This window comes from Nonomuraea marmarensis (genome assembly GCF_043197025.1).
Taxonomy (GTDB): domain Bacteria; phylum Actinomycetota; class Actinomycetes; order Streptosporangiales; family Streptosporangiaceae; genus Nonomuraea; species Nonomuraea marmarensis.
In genome coordinates this window covers 78,981-92,999 of the sequence record NZ_JBICRM010000016.1, presented here as the reverse complement: position 1 = coordinate 92,999, position 14,019 = coordinate 78,981, and the positions used below count along the sequence as shown (strand labels likewise).

General features: G+C 71.4%; 6 protein-coding genes and 1 pseudogene. 2 read left to right on the top strand and 5 right to left on the bottom strand.

All coding sequences use genetic code 11. From position 1 onward, the window contains the following. Positions 1 to 11: 11 nt before the first annotated feature. The 4 genes from ACFLIM_RS25760 to ACFLIM_RS25745 all read right to left on the bottom strand — a co-directional run bounded on the left by ACFLIM_RS25760 (position 12) and on the right by ACFLIM_RS25745 (position 12,011). Positions 12 to 6,551 (bottom strand): SDR family NAD(P)-dependent oxidoreductase, encoded by a 6,540-nt coding sequence (locus tag ACFLIM_RS25760; RefSeq protein ID WP_393169608.1) that lies wholly within the window; start codon positions 6,549 to 6,551, stop codon positions 12 to 14. After that, the gene (locus ACFLIM_RS25755; protein WP_393169606.1) at positions 6,548 to 10,468 is read right to left on the bottom strand and encodes a non-ribosomal peptide synthetase; all 3,921 of its coding nucleotides are present in this window, start codon (positions 10,466 to 10,468) and stop codon (positions 6,548 to 6,550) included. Before ACFLIM_RS25755 ends, ACFLIM_RS25760 begins: the two co-directional genes overlap by 4 nt. A gap of 229 nt (positions 10,469 to 10,697) precedes the next feature. After that, positions 10,698 to 11,528, bottom strand: a complete 831-nt coding sequence (locus tag ACFLIM_RS25750; RefSeq protein ID WP_393169604.1) for a class I SAM-dependent methyltransferase — start codon at positions 11,526 to 11,528, stop codon at positions 10,698 to 10,700. A gap of 186 nt (positions 11,529 to 11,714) precedes the next feature. Beyond that, positions 11,715 to 12,011 (bottom strand): hypothetical protein, encoded by a 297-nt coding sequence (locus ACFLIM_RS25745; RefSeq protein WP_393169602.1) that lies wholly within the window; start codon positions 12,009 to 12,011, stop codon positions 11,715 to 11,717. Between the two features lie 150 nt (positions 12,012 to 12,161). Here ACFLIM_RS25745 and ACFLIM_RS25740 point away from each other — a divergent pair. Beyond that, a pseudogene (locus ACFLIM_RS25740) lies at positions 12,162 to 12,470 on the top strand (hypothetical protein); the annotation flags it as partial. 26 nt (positions 12,471 to 12,496) lie between these two features. Here ACFLIM_RS25740 and ACFLIM_RS25735 read toward each other — a convergent pair. After that, on the bottom strand, positions 12,497 to 12,946 hold the full coding sequence (locus ACFLIM_RS25735; RefSeq protein ID WP_393169600.1) for a carboxymuconolactone decarboxylase family protein: 450 nt from the start codon (positions 12,944 to 12,946) through the stop codon (positions 12,497 to 12,499). An 82-nt stretch (positions 12,947 to 13,028) separates the two neighbouring features. Between ACFLIM_RS25735 and ACFLIM_RS25730 the strand changes: the two genes are divergently transcribed. Continuing rightward, positions 13,029 to 13,907 (top strand): sigma-70 family RNA polymerase sigma factor, encoded by an 879-nt coding sequence (locus ACFLIM_RS25730; RefSeq protein ID WP_393169598.1) that lies wholly within the window; start codon positions 13,029 to 13,031, stop codon positions 13,905 to 13,907. Positions 13,908 to 14,019 lie beyond the last annotated feature (112 nt).

Below are 14,019 nucleotides of genomic sequence, written 5' to 3'. Positions count from 1 at the left end.
TTCTGGTCGGGTCAGTACCGGGCGAGAACCCGATTGATCAGTTCGGCGAGCGAGGTGACGGCGGGCGGGCGCAGCACGCCGTAGTGGTCGGTGTCCAGCCCGTGGACCTCCAGCGGGCCGGCCAGATGGCGGCCCCAGCCCAGGTCGGGAAGGTCCGGCGGAGTGTCGTCCACGCCCATGCCCACGCCGGAGTTGCGCACGGCCCGCCGTTCGGCCCGGACCAGCACGGTGGCGGCGGTCTCGTCGGCCAGCCGCCGGGGCGTGTGGGCGCCCAGGCCACGCAGGTGGCGGGCGAAGACGGCGACCCGTTCCCGCGGGTCCTCGCCCCGGCCCAGCAGCCGGTGCTCCCGAAGCCGCGCCGCGACCGCCTCCCACCGCTGCTCGGCGGGCATCGCGAGCAGCGCCTCACGGTCCGCGCGGGTGCCGACGCCCAGGTCGAGGCCCAGGTACGCCTCGAACGCGCCGAGCTGCCGTACGGTCGCCTCGGCCAGCTCATCGCCTGGCAGCGGCGTGATGTAGGTCGGGTCGTTGGAATCGAACATCAGCAGCAGCCCGACCGCGGCGCCGTCTTCATGGAGCTGACACGCCACCTCCTGGCCGAGGCTCCCGCCCATCGACCACCCGCCGAGCAGATAGGGACCGCGCGGGCGGTGCCGCCGGATCGCCTCTCGGTAGCGGCGGGCCAGGCCCCGCAGGTCGTCCGGGGCGGACGAGCCGGCCAGGCCGGGGTCGGTCAGCGCGACGATCGCGAACCGCTCATCCAGCAGCCGGGACAGCTCGGCATAGCACAGGACGTCACCGCCGGACGGGTGGATCAGGAACAGCGTCCGCTCTTCCGTCCCCTCCCGCATCGGCACGAGGATGTCGTCATGGCCGCCGGACACGGCAGCGGGAGGCTCGTCCCACGCCGAGGGCTCGGTGGCCAGGCGGCGCAGCCGGGCCGCGTACCTGGCGAACATTTCATCCACCTCGGCGTCGGGCAGCAGCCCGGCGACGGCATCCCACTGCACCAGCAGTTCCTCACGCTGCACCAGCACCTGGTGGTCCAGCCACGTCTGCGGGGTCTGGCTGAGGGCGTGGACCTGTTCACCCACCCACTGCAGATCGGGCCGGCCGCCGACGAGGTCCTCCAGGCCGAGAGCGCTGGTGAACACCACGGGCACGGACTCGGCGCGTCCCTGCCCCGAGGCGCGTTCGGCGAGGAGGTCAAGCGCCGAGTAGGTGCGGTGGTCCAGGTCGGCGAACAGCCGGCGCTGCGCCCGCCGTACCTGCTCGGCGAACGTCCCGGGCTCGCGCCGGTCCACTTCGTGCAGGAGCAGCGAGGTGAAGTCGCCGACGACCTTCTCGACGTCGGGGTGGATCGGCGGACGGTCGAACAGGGTGAGTGTGACCGCGAAGTGCTCGCTTCCCGACCAGTCCGCCAGCGTCTCCGCATAGGCGGTCAGCAGGACGGCGGTGGGGGTGACCTTCTGCCGGGCCGCCTCCTGTTTCAGCGCGCGCCACTGTTCGGTCGTCAGCCGCGCGGTGCGGCGGACGAAACGCGGGGCGCCGTCGGGTACGGCGACCGGCAGCGGCGGAGGGCCGGGCAGCGTGTCCAGCCGTTCCCGCCAGTAGCCGGCGGCGCGCCGCCATTCGGCGCCCTGCCGGGTCTGCTCCAGAGCGCGCACGCAGGCCGCGAAGTCGATGGCGGGCTCGGGCAACGGGGTATCGGGGTGCTCGTAGTAGTGGCGGACCTCCCGGTCGATGATCCAGTAGCTGCCGGCGTCACAGATCAGCACGTCAACGCCGATGAACAGCCGCACCCGCCCCCCAGGCAGCCGGGCGACCTGGATCTGCACCAGCGGCCAGCGGTCGGACGGGCCGGGGTCACGGGAGATCCGCTCCCGCAGCCGCGTCAGCCGGTCGGCCAGGGCCGCCTCGCCGGACCCGGTCAGGTCATGCATCCGGATCCGGTACGGAGGCACGTGGTCGAGCACCTTGAGGCGCCCTTGGCGGGTGACGATCGCGCGCAACATCGGATGCCTGGCGATCACCTTCCGCCAGGCATGCTCGTACCGGGCCAGGTCCAGGTCGGGGCAGTGGTATTCGAGGTAGAACTGGCAGGCGATGTCGCCCAGTGCGTAGCCGCCCTCACGCCCGACCCAGTAGGCATGCTGGACGCGGGTCATGGAGAAGGTGCCGTCAGCTGAATCCGCCGGGTCGTCGCGTCGTGTCCCGAGGTCTTCAACGGCGGCCGGCGGTCCCGTCACGGCGGGCCGGCCCGGCTCCCGGGCGGTCAGCAGACTGGCGAGCGCACCGACCGTGGGGTGGGCGATCAGGTCCCGCAGCCGCAGGTGCACCCCGTGGGAACCGCGCAGCAGGGCGAGAATGCGGGTGGCCAGCAGGGAATGCCCGCCGAGGGCGAAGAAGTCGGCGTCGGCCGAGGTCACCGGCACGCCCAGCAACTCCGACCACAGCTCGGCCACCGCCCGCTCAGCGGGGGTGAGCACGTTCTCCTGGCCGGGATCGGCGGCCTGCCGCACGGGCGGGACGTAGGCAGCCTGGGCGACGCGTTCGCGCAGGTCGGTGGTCGACACGGCGACCACCGGCGGGCGGGGGCGGCGCCGGCCGGCCAGGACCCGGTCCAGCGCCGCCATCCCGGTCTGTGCCCCAAGTGCGAACGCCAGCCGTACCGTCCGCTCGGTACCGGCGGGGCCGACCTTCCACGCGTCCCACACCACGCTGACCCATCTGGCGCCGGATCCCGCTCCTTCGGCGAGGGCGTCCAGGTAGCGGTTGGCCGCGCAGTACGGCCCCATGCCGATGCCGCCGACAAGGGTGCCCGCCGAGGACATCAGCACCACGTCGCGGGGCCTGCGGTCGGCCGGCAGCCGGTCGACCGCCTCGCGCAACGCGAGCGCACCGGCGATCTTGGCGTGCACGTGCCCGGCGACCTCGCCGGGTCCGACCCCGCGCAGGGGACGCAGGCCGGCAGTCGCCACGACCCCGGCCGCGTGCACGACCAGGGCGAGCGGTCCTTGGGCCGATAGCTCCTCAAGGAGCGCGGCGGTGCCTTCGGGATCGGCGGCGTCCAGCCGCCTGACCTCGATGGGCAATCCCTCCTCGGCAAGCCTGCGCAGTGACGCGGCCCGGTCCCGGGCGGCCGGATCGGCGTCATCGCCGGCGGGCGGCCCGGTCCGGGAGGTGACCACCACGCGCAACCCCTTGCGGGCGAGATGGGCGGCGGTGGTGAGGCCGACATCACCGAGTCCTCCGATGATCAGTGCCGTCGGGACGCCGGCGGAACCGGAGGTGTCCGGGGCATGCCGGGGCCGCCATGGGACGATTCCCCGCAGCCAGCGGTTTGCGCCGCGCAGGGCCGGCTCCGCGCCGGAGGCCGCGGTGGCGAGGAGGTCGGCCAGCTCGGCGGGCACCGCCTCGGCCAGGTCAGTGTGCTCGTCCACGTCCAGCACCCGCCAGCGCACACCTGGCTGCTCCTGGGCGATGACCCTGGGCAGCGCGTGCAGCGCCGCGGCGGCGGGATCGGAACGTTCGATGCCGGTCACCCGCTGGGCTCCCCGGGTGACCTGGAGGAGCAGCCGGGCGGACCGCTCCCCGGTGAAGAAGGTCTCGGCGAGCCGCGCGTGCGCCAGCACGCCTTCGCTCACGGCCTCAGGGTCGGCGCGGCGGGCACCCCACTGCCCGGCCAGCATCACCACGCCCGTCCACTCGGCGTCGGGATGTTCACCTGCCCGGGCCGCGGGAATCGCCTCCGCGCCGGCGGCCGACAACGACTCGACCACCGTGGCGATCGTGTCCTCGTCATCACCGGTAACTGCCCAGAGGCCCTCCAGCCCAGCCACCGGATCGAGCGGCGGGACCTGAGTCCAGACGGGAATCTGCAACGGTTCATCCTCGTCGGGCTCCCGCGTCCCCGTGACGGGCCGCGCGGGCTCCTCCGGCGGATCGATCCACAGCCGCCGACGCTGGAACGCCTGGCCGGGCAACGCGACCCGCTGCCGCCGGTGATGCATTCCCGCGAAGTCCGGCTCCACTCCGTGCGTCCACAGCTGTCCGACTGTCTCGCGAAGAGCCAGCAGATCGTTGTCGTCCTGGTCGGTGGCCAGGGTGGTCAGTGCGGCCCGCAGATCCGGCAGGCGGTGGGCTCGGGCCAGAGCCGCCAGTGCCCCGCCGGGCCCGACGTGGACCAGCACCACCGGTGCCCCCTCGGCCCTGTCCACGGCTGTCCGGAGCCCCTGGGAGAACCGCACCGGCTCACGAAGCTGCCGCACCCAGTGGTCGGCCGTACCCAGCTCGGTGGTCACCACTTCCCCGGTCAGCGTGCTGACCACGGGCAGCGACGGCACCCCGGCGGCCAGCCCCGCCGCGGCGGCCCGCAGCCGGGGCAGGGCCGGTTCGACGAGCCGCGAGTGCGCCGCTCCGTCGAACCGCAGCCGGGCCGGCTCGTGTCCGGCGTGCATCAGCGTCTTCTCCAGCGCCGCCACGGCCGGCTCGGGGCCGGAGACCACGCACGAACCGGGAGCGTTGAGTGCCGCCAGATCGATGCCGGGATGCTCGCGCAGCAGCTCGCGGGTCTCGGCCTCGCCGAGCGGCACGGACAACATGGCGCCGTCGCCGGCGGCTTGGGCCATGGCCAGGGAGCGGACGGCGACGAGCCGTACCGCGTCCGGCAACGGCAACGCTCCGGCGACCACGACCGCGGTGTACTCGCCGAGGCTGTGCCCGACGACCAGATCGGGGCGCACACCCCAGGTCTCCAGCAGCCGTGCCGTGGCCAGGGAGACCGAGAACAGGGCGGGCAGCCCCGGCACCGGCCCGCGGATCCGGTCCTCGTCACCACGGACGACCGCACGGATGTCAAGGCCCAGGTGGGCGGCGAACAGCTCAGCGCACTCGTCCACGCACGCGGCGAACGCCGGCTCGGCGTCGTAGAGGGTGGCGCCCATGCCCGCGCGGGCGCTGCCCCCGCCGGGAAAGGCGAACACGAGCCTGGGTGGTACAGGGGGCGCTGCGACCGGCGCGGCCTCGCGTAGGGCCGCCGCCACATCCGCGTCATCGGCGATGACACTGACCCGATGGGTCTGGTGGCGACGGCCCTGCTGCAACGTGTAGGCCAGGTCCGCCACCTGTACGGCGGGCGCCCCCTCGACCCAGCCGGTCAGGGCTGCCACGGTCTGCTCCAGCGCCTCGGGGGTGTGCGCCGACAGCACCACCGGGTGCGGCCGGCGATCGGCGGGCGGGGCGGGCCGCTCGGGTGCGGGTCCTGCGACGACGTGGGCGTTGGTGCCGCCGATGCCGAACGAGCTGACCCCGGCCAGCTCCGGACCGTCCCAGCGGCGAGTGCGGTTTACCACCTCGAACGGCGACCCCGCCAGACTGAGCAGATCGTTGACGGGTTCGGCGTGCAGCGAAGCGGGCAACACGCCATGCCGGATCGCCAGCACCGTCTTGATGAACGACGCGATCCCGGCTGCGGAGTTGGTATGGCCGAGATTGCTCTTGACCGAACCCAGCCCACACCACGCTGGGCCGGTGTCGCCGAACACCTGACGCAGCGCGGCGACCTCGATCGGATCGCCCAGCCGGGTGCCGGTGCCGTGCGCCTCGATGTAGCCGACCTGCCGGGGGTCCGCCCCGGCGATCGCCAGAGCCTCTGCGACAGCCCGGGCCTGCCCGCGCACCGACGGCGCGGTCAGCCCGGTCTTGCCCGCTCCGTCGTTGTTGACGGCCGATCCGTGCACCACGGCGAGAACCGGGTCGCCATCGTCCAGGGCGTCGCGCAGCCGGCGCAGCACGACCGCGCCGACGCCCTGGGTGTAGACGATTCCGGTGCCATGGGCGGAGAACGGGCGTACCCTGCCGTCTTCGGAGTAGATGCCGTCGGGGGTGGATAGGTATCCCCGGCCCTGCGGCACGATCAGAGAGGCGCCTCCCGCCAGTGCCGTGTCGCACTCACCCGACAGCAGCGACTGCACCGCGAAGTGCACCGCGACCAGCGAGGTCGAGCAGGCGGTGTTGACCGAGACCGCCGGGCCGGTCAGGTCCAGCCGGTAGGCCACCTGTGCGGGCAGGTAGTCGGTCTGCGTGGAGATGGCCGTCTGGAGGCTGCCACCGGGATCGGCGCCGCCGCCGGTGGGATCCCAGCGCCCGGTCAGATTCGCGGCCAGATAAGCACTCTGCGCTGCTCCGGCGAACACCCCCACCGCTCCGGCGCCACGGCCGCCCCCGTGCCCGGCCTGCTCCAATGCCCGCCAGCAGATCTCCAGGAAGAGCCGCTGCTGCGGGTCCATCAGCGCGGCCTCCCCGTCAGTGAGCCCGAACGGCTCAGGATCGAACAGGTCCTGGCCCTCGATCAGCCCGGCCACCGGCACGTAGGCGGGGTCGCCGCGCAGCTTGCGGGGCACTCCGCGCTCGGCGAGCTCGTCATCGGTGAGCCGGGTCAGCCCTTCACGCTCTTCGACCAGCAGCCGCCACAGCGCATCAGCGTCCGGCGCGCCGGGGAAACGGCAGGCCAGACCGGTCACGGCGATAAGGTCGTGATGAATGTTCATCGGATGGCCGCCTCGGCCTTGAGCCGCGCCAGGCGCCTGGCCTGGGCCCGTCGCGAGGCGGTGTCCACCGGCTCCGCCGCACCGGTTCCGGCCGGTACGGCTGGCGCCGAGGGCGTCGGCGGCGACTCGCTTTCCTCCCGGCGTTCGGTGATGTGCACGGCGAGCTGCCGGATCGTGGGACGGTTGAACATGTCGAGCAGTGTCAGCTTCGGATCGAGCAGTTCGGTCAGCGTCGCGTGAGCGCGCACCAGGGTCAGCGATGTGGCCCCGAGCCGGAAGAACGGCAAGGTGGGATCGACCTCCATGCCCCCGAGCAACTCGCTCAGCACCCGGCTCACCACCCGCTCGACCTCGGCATCGGGCCGTGTCGGGCCTGGCGTGCCAGCCTGCGCTTCATCCCCGATGGGCTCGGGGGCCTGCGGCGTGGGAAGCTCGCGATCCTGGGCGGCGGGGCCGGAGGGTATCGCGGGCAACTCGATGAGGGCATCGTCATCGGCCAGGCGCTCGCCCAGCGTCAGGCCCGCGGCCGCGCGTAGCCGTTCGGCCCAGAAGCCGGCCGCGGCCATCGCCCGCGCTGGGGGCAGTGTCCCCGCGGCGATCCTCACGGTGATCTCCAAGCCATCCTCGGCCGCCTCCCGGATCAGCGTGGCGAGGTCCGCCTCAGAGGCTCTCGGACCGGGCACCGATTCGGGCGCCGGGGGAGCGGCCACATCATCGACCAGTTGCTGATCGGCGGGATCGCCGGGCCGTTGATAGGGGTTCGGCAGCGCCTTGTAGTCGATCTTGCCGTTGCTGGTGACGGGGAACCCGTCCATCGGCACGAACCGGCTCGGCACCATGTAGTCGGGCAGGCGCTCGCGCAGATGGGCGATGACGGCCTCGTCGGCGGGCGGTTGTCCGTGGTCGGCCGCGACCACGTAGGCCACCAGCCGGGGCCGGCCGTCCGGCCCCGGAACCGACAGCGCTACCGAATGCTGGACGCCCGGCATACGGCGCAGCACGGACTCCACCTCGCCGAGCTCGATCCGATGCCCGCGGATCTTGACCTGGCGGTCCATGCGGCCCATGAACTCGATGGTGCCGTCGGAGCGCCAGCGTCCCAGGTCACCCGTGCGGTACAGGCGGCGTCGCAGGACCGGATCGGTGACGAAGCGCTCTGTTGTCTGCCGTTCGTCACCGATGTAACCGCGGGCCAGCCCGTCTCCGCCGATGCGCAACTCGCCGGGCCGTCCGATGGGGCACGGGCGCCCCTGATCGTCCAGGATGTGGAAGCACTGGCCGGGTAGCGCCCGGCCGTACGGGATGCTCGCCCAGGAGGGAGACACCTCACCGATCGGGTAGCAGATCGACCAGATCGACGCCTCCGTGGCGCCGCCCAGGCTGACCACCTGGGCGTCCGGCGCCATGGCACGGATGCGATCGGGCAGCGTGACCGGGATCCAGTCACCCGACAGGAAGACCAGCCGGAGCGACGCGAGCGCCCGGCGGGCCCGGTCCGGGTCGATCTCGGCGTACTCGACGAGCATTTCCATCAGCGCCGGGGCGGTGTTCCACACCGTCACCCGGTGACGTTCCATGAGGTCGAGCCAGTGGCCGGGGTCCCGCTGGCGGGCGGCGTCCGGGAGGACGAGGGCGGCGCCGGTGCCCATCACCCCGAAGACATCGTGGACGGAAAGGTCGAAGCTGAAGGCCGACAGCGCCAGAACGCGGTCCTCGGGGCCGACGGGAAACCTGTCGATCATCGCGTCGATCGTCGTGCGCGCGGCCCGATGCTCAATGGCCACGCCCTTGGGCCGCCCGGTCGAACCGGACGTGAAGATCACATAGGCGAGGTCGTCCGGACCGGGCCGGCGGGCAGGTGCCGTCCGTGCCTCCTTCTCCAGATCGGCCAGCCGGTGCACGCTCACCGTGCCGGGCCAGGCTGGCCCACCGTCTCCGGGTACCAGCGCGTGGTGAATGCCGGCCTGCTCGCAGACGGAGGCGATCCGGCTTTCCGGCCAGGACGGTTCGACCGGCACGTATCCCGCGCCGCTCGCGCAGACGCCGAGCAGGGCGACCACCTGTTCGACGCTCTGGGGGAAGGCGACGGCGATGAGGTCTCCGGGGCCGACGCCGAGGGCGGCCAGCGCGGAGCCGATCCGTTCCGCCCGACCGGCCAGTTCCTCGTGCGTGAGGCCGCCGCCCGTGGCCAGCAGGGCTTCCTTGGCCGGCATGGCGTGGGCCGCGGCGCGTAGCGGATCGGTCAGGAGCGGCCCCGCATCTGTGCGGACGCTCAGCGGTTCGTCCGCCAAGTACGACGGATCCCAGCCGAGCCCGGGATCGTGCCAGGCGTCGGGATCGGCGGCCAGTCTGCGTAGCAGCCTGTGATGCGCGTCTCGCATGCCCTCAACGAGCCCGTCGGCGAACACCCCTTCGACCGCGTCCCAGCAGATGCGCAGCCGGCCGTCCTCATCGTGGACGATGTGGTCCAGGGCCACCTGAGGAGTTTGGGAGACGCCGAAGATCTCTTCGCCGAGCCAGCCTGCGGGGGAACCTCCTGGTGCGGTCAGACCGACGCCGCTGGTGAAGACCACCGGATGGCTAGGGGTGAGGTCAGCAGGCGTCGCGACCTCACGCATCACCTCGATGCCGGAGACGGCGCGGTGCTCCAGGTCAGTCCAGAAGCGGCGGTTGACCTGGGCCGCGAAGTCTTCGAATCCGTTCCAGTGCCGCAGGTCTACCTGCGCGAACTCGACGAGTACCGTGGTGGTGAAGTCGCCGACCACGTGCGTCAGTTCAGGATCGTCAGGGCGGTCGAACAGCGTGGTGTTCAGGCAGAACGCCTCGTCGGCGCCCCAACGGGCCAGCACCAGCCGGAACGCGGCCAGCAGCACCCCGGTTGGACTCAGCCCGCGCCGCGCCGCCTGTTCTCTTAGCGCTCGCCATTCCCCGCTGTCCAGCTCGGCGTAACTGCGGGTGAACCGATGGGCACGGACCTGCGCCAGATCCTTGGCCCATGGCAGACGCGGTCCTGGCGGCAGTGACGTGGCCCGCCCCCTCCAGTACTCCAGGTCATGTTCCCGGCGCCGCACCTCGTCAGGATCGGTGTGCCGGCGGCGAACGACCTCGGCGAAGGTTGTCGGTACGGGGGGCAACGCGGTGTCCGGATCAGCGACGAGCCGCCCCCATTCGGACATGACCTGCATCCAGCCCGTCAGATCCAAGGAGAGGATGTCGGTCCCGAGGAAGATCCGGGTGCGGCCGTCCGGGAGAAAGGCCGCCCGGATATCGAAGAGCGGCCACCTGTCGGCGGGACGCACCTGGTGGGAACGTTCGTACCGCAGCAGGCGGACTCGCTCCTGCACCTCGCCCGGGCCGGCCTTCCGCAGGTCCTCGACGGCGATCTCGTACGGATCGACGTGGGGGAGGATGTGCTGCCGTCCCCGCCGATCGACGATCATCCGCAGCATGGGATGGCGCTGCACCAGCCGGTTCCAGGCTTCCGTCAGCCGCGCCAGGTCGGCCTCCGGGCCGTCAGGACCGGTTTCGCGGTCGTACTCCCGGTAGTAGAACGTCGCGACGCCTCCCAGCGGGAACGCCGGATCCCTGCCGATCCAGTAGGCGGTCTGCAGTGGCGTAAGCGGGAACCCTTCCTCTTCGGCAACGGCCGTGAGACCGAGCCCCGGTTTCCCAGGGTCGGCCATGCCCGCCGCGATGGTCCGGACCGTCGCCGCTCCCAGGAAAGCCGTCATCGGCAGGTCCAAGCCCAGGTCGCGCAGCCGTCGGCGCAGCCGGACGGCCGTGAACGACTCCAGCCCCATGAGGGTCAACTCGGTATCGGCGGCCACCGCCGAGGTCGCTAGTCCAAGTACTTCCGCAACGAGATCCGTGACGTCCTCAACGGACACAGGCGAAGAGGAGAGGGGCGCTTCGGGCATGGGTCTCCTTCAGATCGACGCACAAACCGGCCAAAACCAGCACAAGCCGCGCTATCTACGCAATGATAATCATTATCATGGTCTGTCGCTCGACTCCATAGGCCACACCGGTTGTCACCGGATCGGCGTCGGCAGGGGTGCCAAGAGCCCTGATCTTCACTCTCAAGCTGATGCTTCGAACGGTTTGATCAACTGCGATGGATGTTCACCGATCGACGCGACTTCTCCGCTAGGCGTCCGTGCTCAGCGGGGCGGGAGTTCCCGTTCCGATGAGTGAGGTGGCGTCCAGGTCGTCCAGCTTGCGTTCGCCGAGGAGGTGCTGGAAGGCCGTGTGCACTCGCTCGGCGGCGGATTCGTCCAGGCCGGTGAGCATGCCGCGAAAGCCGCTGCCGAGCGCGAGTCGCCAGGCGAGCGTGGGGTTCAGCGGGATCCGCAGCGGTGCGCGGGTCACGGTGATCTGTGTAAGCCTGCGGGCGGCCAGCCATGCGGCCAGCTCGTCCTCGGTGTCGATCCTCGACACCGCCTGCTTGCTGGGGGGCGGGCCGATCCGGACGTCTCGTACGCGCTCGACCGCCTCGGTGAACAGCCGGCCGAAGTCCTCCATCGCGCCCTCGGCCCAGGTGGTGATGACCAGCCGTCCGCCGGGCCGGAGCAGCCTGGCCAGGCGGGAGGCTGATGCGTCCATGTCGGGCAGCAGGAATACGCCGTGGACGCATTGCACCACGTCGTAAAGGTGACCCTGGTGAGGCTCCCAGGCGGTGGCGTCGGCCTGGATGAAGCGTGCGTTGTCCAGACCTTCGAGCGCCGCGCGGCGCCGGCCGTGGGCGAGTAGCTCTCCGGCGAGGTCGATGGCGTCCACGTGCCCCTGTGGCCCGGTCGCCTTCGCGGCCGGTATGGCCGAGGCGCCCGCGCCGCAGCAGACGTCCAGCACGCGTTCGCCCGGCTGGATCCGGGCGGTCGTGACCGTCGCCTCTCCGATGCGGTTCCACAGCAGCGGCGAGACCGCGGCGTACTCGTTGGCGGCGCTGTCGAAGACGGTGCCGATGCCAGCAGATGTCATAGGAATTCTTCCGTCGGTGAGGTTCCGGCCATTCTGACCGGGAAATGATTATCGCCACCGCCCCGTCATTGCAGCAATGAAAATCATTCTTGTATGGTGTCGAATGCGGCGGCACGGGGATCCGGGGCCGCTAGGGCGGGGTGGGGCCTTGGGCGTGGAGGCAGGGTGAAGCTGCGCAGTCCTTCGTCACCCAGTGTCCTGGCCGGCTTTGCTGCGGCCGTCTACCACGAGTGCGATGGCCAGCCCGGTGAGAGCGAGGGCGAGGGCGGGCACGATCGCGAGGCGAGGTGCGGCGACCAGCAGCGGCGTGGCCTCGCTCACCATGCCGCCCCAGTCGGTGTCGGGCGGGGGCGGGCCGATGCCGAGGAAGCTCAGCGAGGTGACGGCGATCAGCGTCCGGGCGATGTCGTGGTCGCCGACGACGGCGTGGTGATCGTGCCTTCGGGCAAGGCACTCGAGCTCGTGCAGTCGGCTGAGGACCACGAGAACTGGGAGGAGTTCAGCCGGATGCGGCTCGCGCAAGGCGCACGACTGTCCGACTACTACCCGCTCAGCCCCGACAGCCGCGCCGAGTACGAGGCGTGGCGCGACGCCGGCCGCCGGCCGCTTGTCTGAGCCCCCGCCCGCCATCCGGGGCTGGCCGTCGTGATCGACCACCTGGCGAACGCGCACGAGCCGGGTGCCGACCCACGGTCCTGGCGCACCGCGCTCGATGAGCTCGCCCGGGCCCGCTCTCGGGCGATCAAGCGCTGTGGTCACCGAGCTGAGGCTCGGGACGGCGCAACTCGGCGGGCTCTACGCACCCATGGGTGGCCGTCCGCGTCCGTCGCAGGCCAGATGGATCTTGCTGGTCAGTCCGCCACGGGATCGTGCACGTACACGGTGAGTACGGGTGTGCCTTCCCGACCCGAGCTGGCGCGTCGGTCATTCTCGGCGGCCTGACCCACCCCGTTGGCTTGACCAGCAGTTCACCAGGTCTTGCCGGCCTGCTCCCGGATCGTGCGGTTGATCCGATTGAAGAAGTTGGTGATCGCGATGTTCAGGATGATCGCGGACAGTTGCTTCTCGTCGAAGTGAGCGGCGGCGGCGTCCCAGATCTCGTCGGTCACGCCCGGCGCGCCGTCCTGGATCCGGGTGGCGCCCTCGGCCAGCGCGAGCGCTGCCCGCTCCGCCTCGGTGAAGAAGGGCGTCTCGCGCCACGTGACCACGTTGTGCAGCCGCTCGTCGGTCTCTCCGTGCTTCTTCGCCGACTCGACCCCGGCAAAAACGCACGGGCTACAGCCGTTGATCTGGCTGGCCCGCAGGTGGACCAGCTCGAGCAGGCGCGGATCGACGCCACCGGCGTGAATCGCCTTGTGGAGGTGCTGGATCGCGGTCATCACGTCGGGATTCGCCCGGCTCTTCATACGTGCTTCCATGGTCTTGCCCCTTCATCGGTTACCTGCGCCCATCCGGGCTCGTCATCACCCATGACGGAGCAGATCCGAGGAAGGTAACAACATGTCCGACACCAGCCCGACGGACCCGGTGGCCGAGGCGTTCGAGGCCCAGCGCGACCGGCTGCGCGCGGTCGCCTACCGCATGCTCGGATCGCACGCCGACGCCGAGGACGTGGTCCAGGAGGCCTGGCTGCGGCTCTCCCGCCAGGACAGGGCGACCATCCACAACCTCGCCGGCTGGCTGACCACGGTGGTCGGCCGGATCAGCCTCGATGTCCTGCGATCGCGCCAGGCCCACCCTGAGGCGTCCTACGACGACCGGCTACCCGAGCTCGTCGTGACGGTCGACGACGGCCCTGCGCCAGAGGACGACGTGGCGCTCGCCGACTCGGTCGGGCTCGCGCTCCTGGTCGTCCTGGAGTCGCTCGGGCCGAGCGAGCGGCTGGCGTTCGTGCTGCACGATCTGTTCGCGGTGCCGTTCGACGAGATCGGCCAGATCCTCGGCAAGTCCACCGACGCCACCAAGATGCTCGCCAGCCGCGCCCGCAGGAAGGTGCAGGCGACCGAGCGGCCGACGGTTAGCGGACGGGAGCAGCGAGAGGTGGTCCAGGCCTTCCTGACGGCGGCTCGCCGCGGCGACTTCGAGGGGTTGCTGCGCGTACTCGACCCCGAGGTGAGGCTGACCGTCGACACCCCCGATGGTGCGGTCGTCATCCTCGGCGCCACCCAGGTCGCCGCCGGCGCGCAGCTGGGCGCCAGCGCAGCCGCGCGGGGGCGAGCGGTGCTCGTCAACGGCCTTCCCGGGATCGTATCTTGGCGCGAGGACGGCTCCCCACTCTCGGTCATCGCGTTCACCGTCGTCGACGGCCGGATTGCCGGCATCGCGACCGTGACCGACCCGGCCAGGCTCGCGTCGATGGACCTGCCGGATCCGGGGTGAGCCACTGCCGAGACGGCGCCAGTGCGAGCAGTCAAGGTATGTGGATCAGTTGACCTGTTTCAGGCTGCGTGGGCTTCGGGGCGTTCGACGAGGTGTCCGCGTTCGAAGCGGG

Bases quoted from the DNA above. Each gene is read 5' to 3' on its own strand.
- ACFLIM_RS25755 (WP_393169606.1), bottom strand. From the start codon at position 10,468: ATGCCCGAAGCGCCCCTCTCCTCTTCGCCTGTGTCCGTTGAGGACGTC.
- ACFLIM_RS25750 (WP_393169604.1), bottom strand. From the start codon at position 11,528: ATGACATCTGCTGGCATCGGCACCGTCTTCGACAGCGCCGCCAACGAG.
- ACFLIM_RS25760 (WP_393169608.1), bottom strand. From the start codon at position 6,551: ATGAACATTCATCACGACCTTATCGCCGTGACCGGTCTGGCCTGCCGT.
- ACFLIM_RS25730 (WP_393169598.1), top strand. From the start codon at position 13,029: ATGTCCGACACCAGCCCGACGGACCCGGTGGCCGAGGCGTTCGAGGCC.
- ACFLIM_RS25735 (WP_393169600.1), bottom strand. From the start codon at position 12,946: ATGGAAGCACGTATGAAGAGCCGGGCGAATCCCGACGTGATGACCGCG.